The sequence below is a fragment of the Niallia circulans NBRC 13626 genome (assembly GCF_001591585.1).
GTDB lineage: Bacteria > Bacillota > Bacilli > Bacillales > Cytobacillaceae > Niallia > Niallia circulans.
Map to the genome: position 1 here is coordinate 95056 of NZ_BCVE01000010.1, position 19038 is coordinate 114093.

The 19038-nt window shown below is 31.8% G+C and carries 17 protein-coding genes, 2 pseudogenes and 1 riboswitch; of the genes and pseudogenes, 6 read left to right on the top strand and 13 right to left on the bottom strand.

Going from position 1 to position 19038, the window contains the following annotated elements:
• Positions 1-256 precede the first annotated feature (256 nt).
• The 3 genes from rbsK to BCI01S_RS14055 are packed head-to-tail and all read right to left on the bottom strand — an operon-like array spanning position 257 to position 2862.
• Positions 257-1171, bottom strand: a complete 915-nt coding sequence (gene rbsK / locus BCI01S_RS14045) for a ribokinase (protein WP_061799421.1) — start codon at positions 1169-1171, stop codon at positions 257-259.
• Between the two features lie 22 nt (positions 1172-1193).
• Positions 1194-1853 (bottom strand): ribulose-phosphate 3-epimerase, encoded by a 660-nt coding sequence (rpe, locus tag BCI01S_RS14050; protein ID WP_047941947.1) that lies wholly within the window; start codon positions 1851-1853, stop codon positions 1194-1196.
• Entirely contained in the window at positions 1846-2862 is a 1017-nt protein-coding gene (locus BCI01S_RS14055) for a LacI family DNA-binding transcriptional regulator (RefSeq protein WP_047941946.1), read from the bottom strand. Before BCI01S_RS14055 ends, rpe begins: the two co-directional genes overlap by 8 nt.
• A gap of 293 nt (positions 2863-3155) precedes the next feature.
• Between BCI01S_RS14055 and BCI01S_RS14060 the strand changes: the two genes are divergently transcribed.
• The 6 genes and pseudogenes from BCI01S_RS14060 (at position 3156) to BCI01S_RS14080 (ending at position 9188) form a co-directional block, all read left to right on the top strand.
• A complete protein-coding gene (locus BCI01S_RS14060; protein ID WP_047941944.1) occupies positions 3156-4574 on the top strand; it encodes a PTS transporter subunit IIC in 1419 nt (472 codons plus the stop codon).
• A 164-nt stretch (positions 4575-4738) separates the two neighbouring features.
• Positions 4739-4978 (top strand): annotated as a pseudogene (locus BCI01S_RS25995) (transposase); the annotation flags it as partial.
• Positions 4979-5283: 305 nt separating this feature from the next.
• Complete coding sequence (locus BCI01S_RS14065; RefSeq protein ID WP_047941941.1) at positions 5284-6096, top strand: hypothetical protein; 813 nt, start codon at positions 5284-5286, stop codon at positions 6094-6096.
• 406 nt (positions 6097-6502) lie between these two features.
• Complete coding sequence (locus BCI01S_RS25295) at positions 6503-6853, top strand: hypothetical protein (protein WP_152680008.1); 351 nt, start codon at positions 6503-6505, stop codon at positions 6851-6853.
• A gap of 534 nt (positions 6854-7387) precedes the next feature.
• Positions 7388-7489: riboswitch (purine riboswitch) on the top strand.
• A 73-nt stretch (positions 7490-7562) separates the two neighbouring features.
• On the top strand, positions 7563-8636 hold the full coding sequence (locus BCI01S_RS14075) for a solute carrier family 23 protein (RefSeq protein WP_061799428.1): 1074 nt from the start codon (positions 7563-7565) through the stop codon (positions 8634-8636).
• An 18-nt stretch (positions 8637-8654) separates the two neighbouring features.
• Complete coding sequence (locus tag BCI01S_RS14080; protein ID WP_172885269.1) at positions 8655-9188, top strand: phosphoribosyltransferase family protein; 534 nt, start codon at positions 8655-8657, stop codon at positions 9186-9188.
• A gap of 173 nt (positions 9189-9361) precedes the next feature.
• On the opposite strand, the pseudogene BCI01S_RS14085 reads toward BCI01S_RS14080, so the two are convergent.
• The 10 genes and pseudogenes from BCI01S_RS14085 to BCI01S_RS14130 form a co-directional block, all read right to left on the bottom strand.
• Positions 9362-9862 (bottom strand): annotated as a pseudogene (locus BCI01S_RS14085) (transaldolase family protein); the annotation flags it as partial.
• A gap of 104 nt (positions 9863-9966) precedes the next feature.
• A complete protein-coding gene (locus BCI01S_RS14090; RefSeq protein WP_061799439.1) occupies positions 9967-11028 on the bottom strand; it encodes an endo-1,4-beta-xylanase in 1062 nt (353 codons plus the stop codon).
• Positions 11029-11235: 207 nt separating this feature from the next.
• Positions 11236-12402 (bottom strand): nucleotide sugar dehydrogenase, encoded by a 1167-nt coding sequence (locus BCI01S_RS14095; RefSeq protein WP_061799445.1) that lies wholly within the window; start codon positions 12400-12402, stop codon positions 11236-11238.
• A 62-nt stretch (positions 12403-12464) separates the two neighbouring features.
• Positions 12465-13829 (bottom strand): sugar phosphate nucleotidyltransferase, encoded by a 1365-nt coding sequence (locus BCI01S_RS14100; protein WP_061799450.1) that lies wholly within the window; start codon positions 13827-13829, stop codon positions 12465-12467.
• Between the two features lie 161 nt (positions 13830-13990).
• Positions 13991-15004: a glycosyltransferase gene (locus BCI01S_RS14105; protein WP_061799452.1), complete on the bottom strand. Its 1014-nt coding sequence runs from the start codon at positions 15002-15004 to the stop codon at positions 13991-13993.
• Between the two features lie 15 nt (positions 15005-15019).
• Positions 15020-15502 carry a PssE/Cps14G family polysaccharide biosynthesis glycosyltransferase gene (pssE, locus tag BCI01S_RS14110; RefSeq protein WP_061799453.1) on the bottom strand — a complete coding sequence of 161 codons (483 nt, stop codon included), beginning with the start codon at positions 15500-15502 and terminating at the stop codon, positions 15020-15022.
• Positions 15499-15972 (bottom strand): PssD/Cps14F family polysaccharide biosynthesis glycosyltransferase, encoded by a 474-nt coding sequence (gene pssD, locus BCI01S_RS14115; protein ID WP_235844509.1) that lies wholly within the window; start codon positions 15970-15972, stop codon positions 15499-15501. Before pssD ends, pssE begins: the two co-directional genes overlap by 4 nt.
• The gene (locus tag BCI01S_RS14120) at positions 15969-17168 is read right to left on the bottom strand and encodes an O-antigen ligase family protein (RefSeq protein WP_167555733.1); all 1200 of its coding nucleotides are present in this window, start codon (positions 17166-17168) and stop codon (positions 15969-15971) included. The genes pssD and BCI01S_RS14120 overlap by 4 nt, the downstream gene beginning before the upstream one ends.
• 68 nt (positions 17169-17236) lie before the next feature.
• Entirely contained in the window at positions 17237-17764 is a 528-nt protein-coding gene (locus BCI01S_RS14125) for an acyltransferase (protein WP_061799461.1), read from the bottom strand.
• Positions 17751-19034 carry a lipopolysaccharide biosynthesis protein gene (locus BCI01S_RS14130; RefSeq protein ID WP_061799466.1) on the bottom strand — a complete coding sequence of 428 codons (1284 nt, stop codon included), beginning with the start codon at positions 19032-19034 and terminating at the stop codon, positions 17751-17753. Before BCI01S_RS14130 ends, BCI01S_RS14125 begins: the two co-directional genes overlap by 14 nt.
• Positions 19035-19038 lie beyond the last annotated feature (4 nt).

A 19038-nucleotide genomic window follows, 5' to 3' on the forward strand; every position in this document is an offset into this window, starting at 1 on the left:
CATTTTACAAGAAAAATATTTATAATATTAGTAATTAATTGTAAAAATAACGCAAACGATTGCATTAAAATAAAATCTCCGCAAGAGAAAATCTTTCTTCTAGAATGAATGATAAATAAATTGCGTCTGGTAATTTCACTGTCTATCTCCTATGGACAAAATAGACCGTTTGTCTTTTTATGGTGCCTGACACCCAAAAAATCCCCAACCAGTTACGGATGAGGATTTTATCAAGTTTTTTAGTATAACCAAAGCCTTACTTCACCAAATACCCTTCCACTTCACTCAAAGTTGGGATTGCTTCTTGGCCGCCGCTCCGCGATACTTTTATTCCTGCTGCAACGCTTGCGAAATTAGCCGCTTTTACTAAATCATTCGTATCTAAATAGGCACTAGCAAGAGCACCTGCAAAGCAGTCGCCTGCTCCTACTGTATCCACTGCTTTCACTTTAATAGCATCTACTACTGTTGCTTCTCCATTTTTGTATACTAAGCTTCCATGTTCGCCCATTTTGACAATGACATCAGAAATGCCTTTTTCATTTAGTTTTTTCGCTGCTTCAAGTGCCGTTTCTTTATTTATTACATCAATTCCAGTGATGCGTTTTGTTTCTTGTTTGTTTGGTGTTACTAAGTCAGCATATTGAAAGGCTTCCTCAAAAATTCCATCAGCAGGTGCTGGATCTAAGATTACATACATTCCGCGTTCTTTAGCAGCCTGCATTGCAGCGATGATAGATTCCTTGCTAGTTTCCAATTGGACAAGCAGAATCTTCGCATCTATTTGGGCGAATATCTTCTCAATATCCTCTTTTGATAGAGAATCGTTTGCTCCCTTTGTTCCTACCATTGTGTTTTCACCTGAACTGTCAACAATCGCAACAAAAGTACCAGTACCTGATGCTTCACTTTGCACAATATAACTAGTATCCACATTTTTTGACTGTAAATTCTCAATCAATTGATTTCCTGCACTATCTTTTCCAACGGATCCAACTAGACACGTTTTTTTACCAAGCTTCGCTACAGAGACAGCCTGGTTTGCTCCCTTTCCCCCTGGCAGCATCTTAATCGAATCACAAAACATCGTATCCCCATATGCTGGATACTTCGGTGCTTCTACAATTATATCCATATTAATACTGCCGACAACTACGATATCATAATTCATTTTAGCTTTCCTCCAGTTGGTTTTAGTTAAATATTTCTCTTGTTAATCGAACATTTTCTTCCAATGAATGATTACTATTAAATACAGCACTTGTTCCTAATACATACATCGACGCACCATTTTCTTGGCATGTTGGAATGGTACTTTCTCCAATATTGCCGTCTACTTGAATCTCGATTTCACGATTATACTGCTTTATCTTCTCATTTAGTTTCGCAATCTTTTCATACATAGAAGGAATAAATTTTTGGCCGGCAAATCCTGGGTTTACAGTCATCACTACGACATAATCAATTAAGTCATATACTTGATCAAGGAATTCAAGCGAAGTTCCCGGATTTATCGCTACTCCCGCTTTTATTCCTTTCTCTTTAATTTTCATTAATACACTATGTAGAGCATTTGTTGATTCTTGATGCACAGAAATCATGTCTGCTCCACACTCTGCAAATAAGTCGATATGTCTTTCTGGCTCTTCTACCATTAAATGAATATCTAATGGCGTTGTTGTAAGTCTGCGAACCGTTTTCACAAAGTCTGGTCCTAATGTGAAATTAGGTACAAATTTTCCATCCATAATGTCAATATGATAAAAATCAACACCCGCTTTATCTAATTCTTTAATATTTTGTTCTAAATTCCCTAAGTCTGCACACATCAGAGATGGTCCGATTTTATTCATTAATACTTCCTCCATTAATTGTTGACGAATTTCTTATGACTAACTTTGGCTCCAATTCATATTGTTTCTGCTTATTCTTCGGATTTTTTATTAATTGGATTAATTCATTGACCGCTAATCTGCCAATATCTTCTTTGCACTGGTCTACAGATGAAAGAGTTGGATACATATAGGAAGCAAGACTAATATTATCGTAGCCAACAATCTTCACTTCACTTGGTACTTTAATGCCAAACTCATGGCATGCACGCATAGCGCCAATAGCCATTGCATCGTTTGCACAGAAAATGCTATCGAATGAATGGCCATTTTGAATGAGAGCCTTTGTATTTTCATACCCACTTGCAGTTCCAAAATCACCATAACATATATGCGTTTTGACAGGATGTCCCGCCTCGTTTAAAGCAAGCGTGAATCCAGTTAAACGATCAATCGCACTTTTCTCATTTTTAGGTCCGGAAATAAACACAATATTATTACATTTTTCATCTCGAATAAGATGAGTAACTGCCAGCTGTGCACCTAAAGTGTGATCAACAGTTATGGCAGAGTATGGATGTTCAAAATTTGCACGGTCAATTGTAATTGTTCTAATTCCGCGTTTTTCTAATTCTGCTAAGTCACTTGCATCTACATGAAGCGAATTAATAATGGCGCCACTAACATAGTGGTCAATCATAGATTCTAGGTAATATTCCACTTTCATGCGATCATCATCACTATTGCATAAATACACATTATAACCGTTTTCATTTGCAACCTTTTCAATTTCCCTAACCAACTCAGGAAAAAAGGGATTATTCAATGTTGGGACAAGAAGCGCAATTAAATTGGAGCTTCCTTCCGAAAGACTTTTGGCTATTTTATTTGGTTTATAATTCAATTTCTTTATTACATTTTCTACATGCGTAATTGTTTCAGGCTTCGCGCCACCTTTATTATTAAGAACTCTTGATACAGTAGCAACAGAAACACCTGCTTCTTTCGCAACATCTTTGATTGTTATCATCTTAATCCCTCATTTACGTAACCGATTACTTATTTTCATTTAATCATTCCAAAAAAATAATGTCAACTGAAATTATATATTTTAAAAACTTACCGCTATTTATCAATCCAGCGAAAAGGCTCTCCTATCAACGAAACCGGTTACTTTCCTTTCTCTCTTATTCTTTTAAAAATGCTTTTCCTTTAATAAACTAATTTAAATTAATAGTTGTACCTTTAAAAAAATTCTGTTATATTTTGAGTAACCGTTTACGGAACCGATTACGTAAATTTCATAAAAGGAAGGTAAGCCAAATGTTTTTTGAGAAATTAAATGATGCTTTTAATGGCTTTATTAATTTAGGAGGATCTGCCATGATGTTTATCATCATTACGATTCTTTCCTTAATCGTTGGCGTTTCTATCTCGAAAGCAATTGAAGGCGGCCTAAGAATGGCCATTGCCTTAACGGGTATGGGAGCAATTATTTCTTTGCTTACTACTGCTTTTTCACCAGCACTAAATAGTTTTGTAGAATCTACGGGAGTTGCTTTATCTGTTACAGATTTAGGATGGGCTCCACTCGCTGTCATCACATGGGGATCTGTTTACACACTCTACTTCGCTTTTATATGCCTTTTAGTAAACGTATTCATGTTGATCGCCAAGAAAACAACAACCTTAAACGTAGATTTATTTAATATTTGGAATCTCTCTGTCATTGGTCTTCTTACTATGTATTATTCTAACGATAATCTAATTCTTACGACATTATTCGTAGCTTTTATTTACGCATTAATGCTTATCAATGCAGATGTAATGAAGCCTACAATCAATGAGCTTTTAGGATATGATCAAAACAACATTACAACAACTGCTCATCCATCCTTACTAATCGCACCACTTGTTATGGTGTTAAACAAGTTTATCGATATATGCTTACCATTTATTGATAAATTTGACTTTAATGCAGAAGCATTAAATAAAAAAATTGGTTTCTGGGGCAGTAATTTCGCAATTGGTGCCTACTTAGGGATATTCATCGGTATTCTTGGACAATTGTCGGTCGCAGAAATTTTCACCTTAGCCTTTACTGGTGCTGTTGCCCTTGAACTATTTGCATTAGTTGGCAGTTGGTTCGGCCCAGCTATTGGTCCTTTATCCGAAGGTATTACATCGAAAATGAGTAAGCGTTTTAAAGGCCGGAAATTATTGATAGGAATCGACTGGCCAATCTTAGCGACACGCGCAGAACTATGGGCAGTAGCGAATATTTTAGCACCAATCTTGCTGCTAGTCGCTATCTTTCTTCCCGGCAATACAGTCCTTCCATTAGGAGGAATTCTGCTTACTGTATTAGCCCCAGCTCTTCTAATCGTAACAAAGGGAAGAGTAGTACGCATGACCATTATTGGAACCATTTTAATTCCTTTATTCTTATGGGGAGCAACTTTTATTGCTAAATTCGTGACGGAAACCTCCAAAGCTATGGGGAATTTTCCTAATGGACTGGCTGCTGACGCCCTGTTCTCTTCCGTGGACTCTGATCCAATTGAAAAAATGCTCGCTATTCTATTTGGAAAAGCTGTCGATACTTGGGATATCAAATTAATAGGATTCTCCGTGCTAGCTCTTGCCGCTTATATCCTGTTATTCGGCTGGTACTTTAAACAAATGAGAAAGGAAAATAAGAAAATGGAATTGAAACAAAATACAGATAAGAAAGTGTCATAACTAGAAAGTAGGCTGGGACAAAACCCACCTCTAAGACGAAAAAAACGGTGAAATTTTACGACAAGTAAAATTTCACCGTTTTGCTTATTTTTACAATAAAAAATAAGGACAACTTCTGATAAATTAAGTTACCACACAAAATCTAATCAGAAAGAAGTGTCCTTATATTTAAAGATTATATCATGAATCAACTCGTTTTGCCTTTAGATTTAGAAGTAACGTTACAAAATAATGATATTGCCTTCCATGTCCATCATTTAGTGGAAAGTATCCCTCAAGAAACGTTTGAACCATTTCTTCAAAATGAAGGTTGTCCTGCCTATCATCCACGCATGAAGCTTAAAATTATTCTATGCACCTTACTCTCAATCTGTCTTATAAGACATAAAATTAAGGACCTAGTAATATTCAATATATTTACTTTTGTTATTACTTTGCCCAAGATTGTTAAAATCTGATTTCAATATAATAGAGATACTGTTTTATCAAGTTAGATATACTAGAGTAATTTAGTATTTAATGCAGAAATTGTAAGAATATAGTCTCTTATTTAAATAGAGGACTATCTTTCAAGAGATTTGCAATTTTTAAAAGGTTAGACGCAATGATAAACTGTGAAGTAAATTTAAGGAGGGATAATGATGATGATAGAACGACATAAAGGAATTTTGATTGTTTTTTTCTATCAATAGTTTTTTTAGGATTCTCATTGGAAGCCTCAGCAGATACAAATTTTGATAGTTTATTAGTTGAAAAGGGATTCTCAAAAGAAGAGATACTGTCAATGAATGAGGAAACTAAAGAAAAACTTGCTACTTCGACAGGAGAAAAAGCAGATTATACTATTACAAAAAAGGAATATTATAATAGTTTAAATGGAAAAAAATATGAAGTAACAAATGAAAATCGAAATCAAATAAACGAACTGATTGAAAAAGATATCGCTAAATATAATAAAGAAAATAACATACCTATTAGCAATACAAAGACGTCATTAGCTAGTATTAATTCTTATGATAACGGAGATTATTATAATGATGATAAATTATCAGTTTCTGCATTTGTAGATAAGTCTTCAAGTAATGCAACTGAGTATTCATATCGTGCATTTTTAAATTTCACTTGGTCTGATTATGCTGATTTGCAGTGGACAGATAATGTCGCTATTGCCTGGGATAATAGATTTATTGGGGTTACAAATTCTCTAGATGGGTTTTATTCTTACCTTCATGTATTTAACAATAATTATGTCAGCGCTAAAATGGATACCTCACAAAATCTGTATGGTATAAGTGGGAAGTTCTTATTACCTAATACATACTTTATGACTGGTGGACTTAGTCAAGATATAAAAGTTCCCGTTAAATTTAAAAATGAGACTGGAAAATTTCAAGCTAAGTATATTCATTCATTAATTCCTTTCACTGGAGCCGTAAGTATTGGAAAGGCGTCTGTAAATGTACCTACTGGTTGGTTATGTCAAGAGTTTGTATTAGATTTTAATATTAAAATTGGTAATTAACAAATAATTTTCTTACACACAATTTATAGGTTTTATTTTTTCAGAGATTAAACTTGAGACTAATAAAGTATTTAAAAGGAAAGGAGGATTTATGTATTTAATTATAGCCAGCTCCATCTATTTCCTTCTATGTACTTCTGTTTTTATTCTTCAGAAGAAAAAAAGTTCTATTCTTTTTTTGAAGCTAACATTCATATACATTATTACATTTGTTTCGTTTAAAACAGAATCTATTACTATACCAATAGGAATAATACTTGGAATAATCTTTCTATTCTTAGTCAAAAAGGATAAAAAAATAGTGCTTTTCTCATTAATTTTTGGGATTTTAACTAACACTTTGCTTCATTTTTTTATTCCTCCTATTTCGATAGACCATCTCGCTGAATCTACGGAGGTTTATGAAGTGGTGAAGAAATTTAATGAAGTAGAATATGTTAAAACGTTCTTAGAAAAAGAAGAAATACAATTAGATATTAAAAAATTTGTAGATAGTGATTTAGATATTCCTTATTTCATGCTAGTCTCTTATATTCTTATCGATAATGGTGTTACTGTTAATGGAAGAGAAGAGCTTATGTCTACTCCTCATGAAAGGCATTTATCAGGTACTAAAATAACAACAAAAGACAAGGCAGAAGAAATATATTTGAATTATAATGGAATAGATTACATTGGTCTCTTTGAATACTCAAAAAAAGAACCCTATTTAAAAGTAGTAGTAAGAGGCAGTGTTAAGAAAGGATTGGTAGATTAATGGTGTAATATTTATAAGGGCGCTAATCCAAGAAGGACTAGCGCCCGATCTATTATATCTTTTTTATCCTATATAAAGTTAGTAGACTTAATAATTACCATTTGGTCCTATAGATTTATATTTTGATAAGACTAGGACCAACCTCTCCGCAGAAATGAAAGGCGGTGAAATTTTACGAAGAGGAAAATTGATATGCTTCCTGTCAAATAGACCAATTGATTTCCTGCTATGCAATTTTTACTTTAAATAAAATAAAAATTCGATACCCTATACTTATTGCAGTTTTTATTTTCCCACCCCTAATACAAGCAATTAAAGAAAACGACAGGTAAAGGATTAGTGTACTTAATTATTATTTTTAACGGCCTAATTCAACCATATCAATACAGATATGAGATTTTTCATAACAATATTTGAGTCCATTATTCGAACTGCTGTATTCATCCTTCAGCAGATTCTACTACCAAAAGAAGTCCTCATCTTCTATCTATTCAAAATTTTTATTCAAAATACGAACTTTTTAAGTTACAATGTAAATATTGTACGTAAATAACCCGTATAATCCCGGTAATATGGTCTGGGAGTCTCTACAGAGTGACCCTAAATCACTCTACTATGGACGGAAAATTTCTTTTTCTAGAAACCGTTCTACTTTGCTGAACGGTTTTTTTCTATAGGACATTGCGGGAAATAGTAAAGGAGAAGGAAAATGGAAGATATACTAAAAGACATACTAGCAGCATTTAGTGTTGTATTAAATGGATTGCCTCAAGGGTTACTGGCGCTATCATTTGGCTTTGCGTCCGTGCCAACTGCGCTTGCCTTTCTTGTAGGTGCTGCTGGGAATAGCTTAACAAGCAATGTGGCCGTTATTTCCTTTCAGGCGGAAACCATAACAGTTGCAGGAACAATGGGAAAAAATATGCGCGAACGGCTCTCTTCCATCTTTTTTGGTGCCTTTTTATTAGTTATTATAGGTGTTTTTGGATTGATGGAACAAATCGTTGCCTGGATTGGTCCTGTTATTACAAATGGGATGATGGCTGGTGTTGGTTTTATGCTTGCGAAGGTTGCCTGGGATATGGCGAAAAACGATCGATTGATTGGGATAACTTCATTCGCTAGTGCCTTATTAACCTATATTATTTCAAAAGACTTAGTATATACAATCACTGTTTCTGTGCTGCTTTCTAGCATTGTCTATCATTTCACTAAAAAAGAATCTGCCACTGTAACAAATATGCTAACAGAAGATAAATTTAAGCTCCAAAAGTTTATTCTCAACCCTTCTGTTATTCGCGGGGCACTCGCTCTTGTTTGTTTAAATATTGGTGCTAATATTGCCTTTGGAAAAATCAATGGAGAAATCGCTGGAGCAAATGTAAACATTGACACGCTAACAATTATTAGTAGTTTAGCAGATATGGTCTCTTCTCTATTTGGTGGAGGACCTGTGGAAATCATTATTTCCGCGACTGCTTCTGCTCCCCATGCAGTATGGGCAGGTGTACTAACAATGGCCATCATGGCAGCGATCCTGTTCTTCAAACTTTTGCCGAAGATTGGAAAATATGTACCCAGCTCATCCATTGCCGGTTTCCTTTTCGTCCTAGGTGCGATTGTGACATTACCAGGCAATGCAACAGCTGCACTAACTGGTACAGAAGCTAGTTCTCCTATTGTTGGAGCCATTACTATCATCGTAACAGCCATTGCCGATCCATTTTTAGGGTTATTAGCTGGCGTTGTGATGGAATTTTTACTAGGACTCTTTGGAGTTTAAGAAAAAGGAGGATTTATGATGGAGACTTATTCACTAACAGTTGCAGGAGTAAAAAGAGAGTTACCGATTATCCCTATTTCAAATGATTTAAAGATTGCAAGCTTTGTCATTTTAGGTGATACAGAAATCGTCGTTGCAGCCGCTTCCCTTTTAGCAGAGCAATTGAAAGACATCGATTATTTAGTAACAGCTGAGGCAAAAGGAATTCCCCTCGTCCATGAATTATCGAAACAACTCAACATGCCAGAATATATCGTTGCTCGAAAAAGTGTAAAACCCTATATGGACGAACCGCTAATCAATCAAGTCGTGTCCATTACCACACAAAAAGAACAATTACTCTGTTTAGATGGAAAAGACGCCGCCAAGATTAAAGGAAAACGCATTGCCATAATTGATGATGTCATTAGCACCGGGGAATCGATACGAGTACTCGAGGAACTAGTTACCAAAGCAGGAGGAATCGTTGTTTCCAAAGCTGCCATTCTTGCTGAAGGAGATGCTGCCGAAAGAGATGATATCGTTTATTTAGAGAAGTTGCCTGTGTTTTAATAGGTTGGGATACAAAGAATGTTTTTTGTGAAGGATTAAAAAAATTGCGTAGTAAAAACAGCCATTGGAACAAACATTGTTCTAATGGCTCTTCATTATTTTATTCACTTTAAAAACAGTACCCGAAGCTCTACAATACTCCCTCAAAAAAGAAAGCAGGAGAAACCATCCTGCTAAATAATGGAATATCCTAATTCTTGTACGTCCTTATTAAACATTTTTACTGTGTCTAGGGATATAGTTTTTAGGTCTCTACCTACGTTTTCTAGTTTGTTAAGGATGTCGGGAGAGCAGGTGATGATCGAGCAGCCACATGCGTCTGCTTGCATGATGTTTAATAGCTCTCTCGAACTGGCCCATAATAGCTCTGTTCCTTCTTTTTTGCTGCATATTTTGGCGGCTTCTTTCATAGTGGGAATAGGATCGATTCCCGAATCTGCAATTCTGCCGGCGAATACGGAAACATTATTTTTTGTTCCAGATTTGAAGGCTTGAACCGTTTCTTCGACTTGGTCTAGTGTTAAAATGGCTGTAATGTTTAATTGCATTCCTTTACTGGATAGTTTTTTGATTAAGGGAATAGATGATTGCCCCATCGAATTAGTAATTGGTATTTTAATATAGACATTTTCTCCCCAGCTATTTATCTTTTCTGCTTCTTTCTCCATGATGGCAAAGTCATCGGAAAATACTTAAAATAAAAAATTTCCCTTTAATCATAAAACCCCCATATTCTTCATTCATAAATCTATACATAATTGTTTAGCATCAATCAAATTTATTGATGAATATTTGTTAAAATATTTTTAATAGCATTATAGCTCGGTTTTTTTTCATAAACACTATTCAGCAACAGAGGACTATCACTCCTTATCCAAGTATATTTATCTGTAAATCCCCACATACTAAAAACGGTACAACTTCCCTTTAAATTCATACATGAATTTAACACAACTGAATATTGCTCAGCCTGTTTCTTTAGCTTTAACTTTTCAGAATAATTACTATCAGAAATCTTTACATCTAATTCCGTAACATTTATTTTTAAACCAATATCTCTAAACCTTTCCATATTTATTGTTATCTCATTTTCAGTGAATTTTTGATATAGATTGGTATGAAATTGAAATCCAATTCCATCAACTGGTATTTTTTCATTTTTAAAACTTTTTAACAAATTAAAAATTGCATTTGATTTTTCATTAGTTACTTCAGCACTATAATCATTGTAAAATAATAGCGCATCAGGATCTGCCTCTTTTGCCCATATAAAAGCCTTTTTTATATATTCAGGTCCAATAGTTCTTAACCAATAAGAATCTTTTAAACTACCATCATTATTAAAAGCCTCATTTACAACATCCCAAGCATATACCCTACCTTTATACCTGTTAACTACTGTATATATATGATTTTTTAAAATTTGTTCAGCTTCTTCCTTAGTAAAGTTAGAATTCTCAAGCCAATCAGGTATTCTTTTATCCCAAACGAGAGTATGCCCTCTAACTTTTATTTCATTTTCTTCAGCAAATTCGACAATCTTGTCGGCATTTTTGAAATTAAATTTATTTAAATTCGGTTGTACTACACTAAACTTCATCTCATTTTCTGGAGTAATAATACTAAATTCTTCTCTTATTTTTTTCTTATATTCAGCATCATTATTAAGTGCCTCTCCGTTCACTGCTGTCCCAATTAATAAATCATGCTTTCTACCTTCCACTTTTAAGCTACTATTTTTATTAGTGTTTACTTCTATATTAAATATAAATATTCCAATACAAATGAATAATAGTAGTAGAAATATAATTAATTTGAGTCTCGATCTCTTATATTGCATTCTAAAGCTCCTAATGAATAGTTTTATTGAGTATACTTATTTCCTAAAAATCAATATATCTATTATTTATATTTGGTATCTATATTCTCTTAAAGTAAAAACTCTTAGTTATTTTTTCAGTTCAATTTCCTATCAAAATACTCAAAAGGAGCACTAAAAAAATAGTACTCCTTTTATATGCTTATTATCCATTTTATTTCACAAATACTAATCTCTACTAAACAAATCCCTCGTATAAACCTTCTCTTCAACATCTGCTAAATCACTAGATAATCTATTAGCAACAATCACATCAGAAATTTCCTTAAATTGATCGAAATCATTAATCACCCTAGAATTATAGAAAGTTTCTTCCTGCAATGCTGGTTCATAAACAACTACTTCAATCCCTTTTGCTTTTATACGTTTCATAACACCTTGTATAGCAGATTGTCTAAAGTTATCTGAATCCATTTTCATTGTTAAGCGATAAATACCAACAATTTTTGGATTCTTTTTAATAATCATTTCTGCTATGTGATCTTTTCTCGTTCTATTGGCATCGACAATGGCTGTCATGATATTATTTGGAACATCTGCATAATTAGCTAAAAGTTGTTTTGTGTCTTTGGGTAAGCAATAGCCACCATATCCAAATGAAGGATTGTTATAATGAGTTCCGATTCTTGGATCTAATCCAACACCATCAATAATTTGTTTTGAATCTAACCCTCTTACTTCAGCATAAGAATCAAGTTCATTAAAGAATGCTACTCTCATCGCTAAATATGTATTAGCAAATAGTTTAATAGCTTCTGCTTCAGTAGAATTCGTAAATAATACATCGATATCTTCTTTAATTGCACCCTGTACTAGTAAATTAGCAAAAACTTTTGCTCTTTCTGATTGTTCGCCTAACACAATGCGCGATGGATACAAATTATCATAAAGTGCTTTACCTTCTCTTAAGAACTCCGGTGAAAAGATAATATTCTCTGTTTCAAATTTCTCCTTAATTTTCTCAGTATATCCTACCGGAACAGTAGATTTGATAACCATTACAGCTTCTGGATTAATAGATAGTACATTAGCAATTACAGCTTCAACTGTTCTAGTATTAAAATAATTTTTTTCTGGATCATAATTAGTTGGTGTAGATATGATTACATATTCTGCATCCTTAAAAGCTTTAAAGTTATCAGTAGTAGCTGATAATTTTAATTCCTTTGTTGCCAAGTATTCCTCTATTTCATGATCTATTATCGGGGATTTTTTCTTATTAATTAAATCTACCTTTTCTTGTATAATATCAAGCGCAATTACGTCATTATGTTGAGCTAAAAGAATAGCATTAGATAGACCCACATAACCAGTCCCAGCAACGGTAATTTTCATATATTAGGCACACTTCCTTTAAGTTTGTAAATCCAAATTAAATTAGAAGTAAAGTTAATCCTCTATACTCTTAAGTCTAATAAAATTTCCTTCCAAGAAAAAATTGGATCCTTTACATCTTCTTCAATAATATTAGTCCCTTTTTGTATCTCAATAATTTCTAAATCCTCTATCGCTCTTAAAGCATGTTTGATATAAGGAGATATTTCTATTACATCACCAGCAGAAATGACACGCGATTCATTATTCATTATTAATTCTCCACTGCCTTTAATTACAGTCCATACCTCTACTCGATGCTGATGGTAATGATAACTCAAATTTTTGCCTGCATTAATACAGATTTTTTTTGTAAGAACTTCCTTTTCTTTATCGTACTTTGAAAAATCAAGAACCTTATACCAGCCCCATATACGCTCTTCATACATTGGACGTTGATTAAAGTCAGTTATTAAATCTTTAAGTTTAGGACTGCTTTCTTTATCACTCACTAAAATGCCATCAGGGGAAGCAGCTACTATTAAGTTTTTTCCTCCTAAAACAGCTACTGGTATTTCAAGTTCGTTTATTAAATGGACATTTTCGCTATCTTCACTAATTGTTCCAATTCCCATTATATTTGTTGTCATTTCCTCAGTAAGGGTATTCCAGGTTCCTAAATCTTTCCAATAACCATTATAATCAATTGCTACGATTTTATTTGCCTTTTCAACTACTTCATAATCAAAGCTATTCTTATTAATTAAATTATATTGTTTTTTTAATTCTTCATAATTCGTTGATAATCCCAAATCTTCTATTATGTTAATAATAAATGAGAGTTTAAATGCAAAAACTCCACAATTCCATAAGGCACCTTTTTTAATTAACTCTTTTGCTTGTAATTCGGACGGTTTTTCTTTAAAATGACTAACTTGTAAATAATCATGTTGTAATTTGTCGTTACTCGGAACAATATAGCCATATTTTGAAGATGGAAAAGTTGGATTAACCCCTATTAGCGCTAAATCAGAATCAGTATTTTTTACAATATGCTCTAACTCTGCGACTCTTAAAAAAAATTCATCTTCAACATATGGATCTACAGGTAGAATACCAACAACTTCATCCATATCAACAGCACACTTTGTATATAAATATGCAGCAGATAATGCAATTGCTGGGAATGTATCACGTCTTTCTGGTTCAACTACAATTGACACTTTATTACCAAGTTGATTCTTAATCATATCTACTTGAGAGGCACTAGTAGCAATCACAACAGACTTATCCAAACCTACGTTTTTTAGTTGCTTATATACTCTTTGAACCATGGATGCTCTATTATTTTTATCTTCTAAAACTTTTAAAAATTGCTTAGAACGAGCATCATTTGATAGCGGCCATAGTCTTTTTCCTGATCCACCTGATAATAATACTAATTTCATAGTATACTCCTCTATAAATATATTGTTAAATTTCTCATGCAATTTTGGTGCAAACAATTAATCACTATCTTTTCAACTCATTCTTTAGTAAGTTGTCCCTTGCACAAACTATATGGTAAATAAAGAATTTAATGACAACACATAATTTAGACTACTGAAAGCTAGAGAATGCTGTTAATAACGTTATTTAATTGTTTAATATAACGTTCTTCTTTTATTATTTTTACCTCTTTAATTTTCTTCTTAAGTTCATTTCTTTTTTTAAAAGCAACTCCCAAATTCTTAGCAATTGACTTCGCTGAATTTTCTGTATATACTGCACCATCTTGATAGATTAATCTTAATGCTTCCATATCAGACAATACCATTACCTTTTCTGCACCTAATCCTTCATTACTTACACTCATCTGAATATCATCGAATATCGTAAGCCCCAAAAGAATATCACAATTTTTCAATAGATCTAAATAATCTTTAGTTTCTATCCATCCTGTAACTTCTACATTTTCCGGTAAATCTTTTTCAGACAAATTAAAGTTTGAATATAACTTTTTATAATTACCAGTCATTATAATTCGAAATTCTGGTACTAATTTAGCACTGTCGATTACTTCAACGATAGGTTCATCCATATTAAATGAAGCAGGAAAAAAAACAATTGGTCTCTTATCAGCACTACTAGTTACCTTTCTTTCTACTTCCTTGATAAGTGGAGTTTTGTCTTCTAATACAATAATTTTGTCTGGATTTATATAACTAAAAAGATTCCTTTCTCTTATTCCTCTATACACAATTTCATTATGAACAATTAATAAATCACAATGACTTAATAAAAATTTGGTGCCAATTCTATTTAGCCATGGTTCACGAGTCATTGCATTATGCAAATCAGAAATTACTTTTACCTTTTTATTAATAATGAGCTTATATAAAATTGGAGCAAATAGTGAGTAGCTTGGAGGATTTTGTACAAACACACTTTTGGGCTTACTTTTAATTATAAAAACTAAATCTTTAAAAAAGTAAATCATATATAATATAATTTTTTTAATACTGTTTGCTGGCGGATTATCTCTATAAATAATCTTTGAGTCCCCTAAATTTTGTGCTATATCTTTTATTAACGACTCAACCCTCGATTGATACTTCGTCCATACTAAAAATATATTATCCATCTAATCTATTCCTCACTATTCTGTTTCATTTAAAATATAATTTACAATAACATTGGCTAATTCACCATTTGAATTGTATTTATTATAGGTTGTTTTATAAGCTTTAGTAACATAATGTTCTAATTCCTTTATATCCTCAACCATTTCAATATATCCCTTTTGAAAGAGAACATTTACTATCTCTTTCTGATGATCATCAACATGTTCATTAAATTTAGATAGTCTTGGAACAACTATTACTTTTTTAGATAGATTAAGCGATTTAATTATAGCTGAGGTACCACCATGACAAATAACAAGCGAGCTATTTGCTAAATACTGATCAAAGTCATTCTCCTTAATTATCTCAAAACTTTTAGCGAATTTTGAAGTCTTACTATAACCAGATTGTATTACAACTTCCTCAGCAGCAAATACGTTTCTCTCTATTAATAAATCAATTTCATCTATTAATCTATTCATAGGAAATTTTTGAGTCCCTAATATAACAAATATCAATATAAACTCCCCTTATATATTCCATTAGGATAGAATTTTAGCATTTCTGGCCATTGAACATAAAATATATCTGCAAATTTATAAACTATTTTTCCAGTTATAGTAGGGCTATTAATTTTCGCATAACTTTCAATAAAAATCACTTTCGAACCCATAAGCTTTGCAAATATCAGATAAAGAATAGTCCCACCTGCTCCAGTTGATATTACATAATGTGGTCGATATCTGATAACATAATATAAAGATAAAATTGCATTAAGAACTAAAATGAATATTAGATTTTTACTTTTTCTATCTTGTTGATAAAGAAAATCAACTTTTTTATTATCCTTATTAGATTCATTTTTTTCAGTTATTAACTTTATTTTGACCTTATTTTCAATAGACTCTATTTTTTTGAATTCTTTATATATATTGTTTAATTGTGTCCAATGTCCACCAGTTGAACTAATTAAGGTCACCCTTTTCACGTGAAGTCCCCTTCCTGACTTTTTCGAAATGTAAAAACATTCACTAAGCATAGTATTAATAAAATAAACGGTAAGCTAAAGTGAATAGTTACAAATAAATTATCATAATAAGAGACTATTCCAATGGAAATAATACTTATAAAAATAAATTTATTACTCAACAATTTATTTGATTTGTTACTATAAATTAACCATCCTATAAATACTAAAATAAAAATAATCATTATTATACTACCTAATATACCCACTTCAAGGTAGGATCTAATATACTCATTATGAGGTGCTACAAATTCTTTATAAGGATTAACATCATATAGCGATTGACTTGCGCCCATTCCTCTTCCGAATACAGGATATTCATTTGCTCTATCAATAAAATACTTCCAAGCCCAATATCTCCCGGAGGTATTTATTCCTCCACCTTCATTAGTTGATCTTCTTAAAATACTTTTAACCATATAAATAAAGATAAATATTGCTGGAAAAATACTTATAATAGTGATAAAAACAATTGGTATTGAATACCTATTGTTGATTATTGTAATATACAGTTTCTTAATTAACATATATAAAATAATCAAACCTGCACCTAAAAGAGTAATTCTAGTAAAAGTAAGAATCAAAATTAAAGTATTAATAAGTAGGTAACAATATAATTTATTGGTTGAACTTGAATATAGAGTTTTTTGAATATCTTTCTTTAGTAGAAGACCTACAGAAGTAATTATAGCAACAAAGCAAATTTCAGCTAAATGAGCAGGAGGATTACTTCCTTGTAGCCTATTCACACCTGTAAATTCAAATTTTATCACAGACCAATCAGTAAAGAGAGAAAAGAACAATCCGAATACCACACTGAAAATCGGCAATTTTTGTATTAAATCTAAGATTCTTTTAATTTCTTCATTTCTTAACCTAATCATTAGCATTAAAAATAATAAAAGATAAGATGAAAAAGATTTAAATATGTCGCCCAAGTTCGCAAATTCAACAGAATCTAATCTACTAATTTGTAAAAGTAGATAAAAAAACAATACAAAGATACCACATAAACTGAAATAAGTAAGAAAATTCTTATTAATCCCTCTCGAAATTATAATAAATATTATTGTTATTAATAATGCTCCTTTCACTAATGTTAAAATCGTCCCACCATAATTTGGTATTAACGGTTTCCAAGAAATTGCACCTAACATAACAATTAGCCAATAATATAAATAAATCAATTTCATCAACCTTTTCTAAGATTAAACTTCCTTCAAAATCAGTGAAAGAACTTCTTGAAATTAGGAGTGTAATCTAATTCTTTATTTCTTTCTCCAATCTTCTTAGCAGGAACTCCCCCTACAATTGCGTATGGCTCAACATTTCTAGTTACAACTGCACCAGCTGCTATTATTGCACCTTTCCCAATAGTTACACCAGGCATAACCATTGCGTTTGTGCTAACCCAGGCATAATCATCTATAACTACTTTTCCCTCAATATATTTAAAATTAGAACTATTTACATCATGTTCCGCAGTGTAAATTTTTACATAAGGTGATATATTTACGTTATTACCGATTTTTAATGTACCTCTCCCATCAAGTACAACGTGGTCATTAATAGCACAGTTTCTACCTATTGTAATCTTAAATGGATTGTAGAAAAAAACAGGTCTCAAAATAGTAGTATCTTTCCCAATATTGATTTTTAGTAATCTATATAAAAATATTCTTAAACTATGAAATGGAATATTTGGCACAATAAAATTTAAAATTGCTAAATAAGAATCTTTAACTATTTTCATTATGACTCCCTTTTAAATTTATTTTGTCATCCTTTAATTTATTAAGAATTAAAATTGCAACAAATACTACCATCAACAAATCTGAAACTATACTTACAATAATAGCTCCCATAACTTGAAATTGGCTTATAAAATATATGTTTAATAAGAAATTCAAAATTGCTACTATTATTTGAATAATACTTCTTTCTTTTTGGTAGCCAGCCCCTGTAACTGCATCAGCCAGTATATAGTGAATGTTTCTTAAAATAACAATTGGTAATAATAGTTTAAACATACTGATACTTTCTAAATATTTATTATCAAATATTAGTTTAATTAACGGGGGAACAAAATAAAATGAAAGTACACATATTAATATTAGTAATGGTAATAGAAGAAACATAATTTTCAAACCAAAGCGTAAAGTTTTTCGTATATTGCCTTCTTTTCCATATTTAAAAAATATCGGAAAAGTAATTGCAAGAATGGCTTTAATAGGTATGAATAGTACATCCAAAACTTTATATGCAAAACCATATTGCCCGGTAGTTTCTAAATTAGTATATTTCCCCATTAAGGTTTTATCGATATCATTATATATTCCCTGTGATGATAATCCTATCGAGAAATAAATCCCTTCTTTTATATACGATAGTGATATTTTCTCTCTTAATAATGGTTTTTCATTTTTTTTAAGAGTATAAATTAATATATATATAGTGAAAATCAAGGATCCTATTAAATATATTTTCCCCCAATTTAAAAGCCCCGTATATTGTGGATTAATTCTAACCATTATAAAATAAAATAAGACTGACATAAAACGAATTAAACTTATAAAATTTAGAATATGAGCAGAAATTTTCACCAAATTTTTAGCAATAAAAATTTGCGAAGACATTTCTGTTAACTTTAAAAATAATAAATCGGCAAGGCTGATGAGTATAAATAACTTAAATGCAAAAAAGTAGTTATCAAATAAAAAACAAACAGCTACAGAACCAATTATCAATAATAAAACATAACTATATACTGTTATTTTTAAAGCATTACCATAGACTCTTGGAAAATTTTTATTATCGGTAGAAATTATTTTAACCAGTAAACTATTAAATCCTACTCCACAAAACGGACTAAGTATTACAGTTATAGCTGTAATACTTACATATATTCCATACTCATAAGGTGTAAATACAAAAGCTAAGCCCAGAAAGTAAATTGTTTGAAATATCAGCCTTCCGCCTTGTCCATAAAGCATCCAACCTACTTTTTTCATCATTGAATTCATTAGA